We start from the raw sequence: 1054 nt of genomic DNA on the forward strand, positions 1-1054 counted from the left end.
TCACGATAACAGCTACGGCTTCCGTCCGAATCGTAATGCTCATCAGGCCGTCAGTAAAGCGCAAGAGTATCTGAACTTAGGCTATACGTGGGTAGTTGAACTTGATTTGGAGCAATTCTTCGATCAAGTGAACCACGACAAACTGATGCATCTTTTGAGCAAGAAGATTATGGATCGTCGAGTCCTAGCCCTGATCGGGAAATACCTTCGTTGTGGGATTATGGATCATGGTCTTGAACAAAAGCGAACCAAGGGTACACCACAGGGCAGTCCTTTAAGTCCACTTTTGTCAAACATCATCCTCCACGAACTGGATACGGAACTCAGCTCCCGTGGACATCGATTTGTACGCTATGCGGATGACTGTAGTATCTACACGAAGAGCAATAAATCCGCAACTCGTATCATGCGCAACATCACCAGCTACATCGAATCTACACTAAAGCTGAAGGTGAACCGTGAAAAGAGTAAGGTAAGCAGGCCTTCCCAAAGTAATTTACTCGGCTTTAGTTTCTTCAAAAGTCAAGGAGATTGGCACATTCGTATCTCTGCAAAGAGTATCGAACGAATCCGAGAGAAGTTACGTCAAAATACTCGACGTAATACAGTTACTCCTATGCATGAGCGACTGACTAAACTACGGCAAATTACTCACGGCTGGGTGGATTACTTTCGTATAACAACGAATAAGAAGGTGATGGTAGCACTAGATAAACTAGTGCGAAGACGCTTGCGAGTTCTGCTTTGGAAACAATGGAAGACCGCAGGTAATCGAATTCGGAACTTAATAAAACTGGGAACCAAACGCTGGCTTGCCTATCAACATGCGAACACCCGTAAATCCTATACTCGAACAGGGACAAGTCCTATCCTTCAAACAACGCTAACAAACTCATACTTTACTAAACTAGGTTACGAAGGATTTGCAGACTACTATTACTGGAGAACAACACATCAAACGACGTTATTCTAACAAACCGCCTTGGTACGGATCCGTATGCCAGGTGGTGTGAGAGGACAGATAGGGAAATAATCCCTATCTTCCTACTCGATT

Annotated in this window: 1 protein-coding gene; it reads left to right on the forward strand. The window is 44.2% G+C overall.

Translation table 11 applies throughout. The features are described from left to right. On the forward strand, positions 1-973 hold a 973-nt coding region (locus GOQ16_RS17185), incomplete at its 5' end, for a reverse transcriptase domain-containing protein (protein ID WP_160070421.1). Between the last annotated feature and the right edge of the window lie 81 nt (positions 974-1054).

The organism is Sphingobacterium bovisgrunnientis (genome assembly GCF_009829085.1).
GTDB classification, from domain to species: Bacteria; Bacteroidota; Bacteroidia; order Sphingobacteriales; family Sphingobacteriaceae; genus Sphingobacterium; species Sphingobacterium bovisgrunnientis.